1 protein-coding gene is annotated in these 256 nt (G+C 31.2%); it reads left to right on the top strand.

Translation table 11 applies throughout. The annotated features are described in order from the left end of the window. On the top strand, positions 1 to 256 hold a 256-nt coding region (locus ACY2RX_RS14730), incomplete at both ends, for an FMN-binding negative transcriptional regulator (protein WP_490104733.1).

Genomic DNA, 256 nt, shown 5'->3' with positions numbered 1-256 from the left:
AGAAGAAAAGGAAGTATTTGAATCATTGGCAGACATGGTAAGAAAATATGAAAAACCAGATAGTTCCTATCATTTAGAGAACGTTGATGAAACTTATATAAAGGGCATGAGTAAAGGCATTGTAGGTTTTAAAATCAACATTAAAAAAATAGAGGGGAAAGCCAAACTAAGTCAAAATCATCCGGAAGCCAGACAAGAATTAATCATTAAGCAATTAGAAAATAGTGCAGATCAAAATGATATACATATAGCACAA

The sequence above is a fragment of the Polaribacter sp. 2405UD43-2 genome (assembly GCF_058147125.1).
This window is presented reverse-complemented; position numbering and strand designations above follow the sequence as displayed.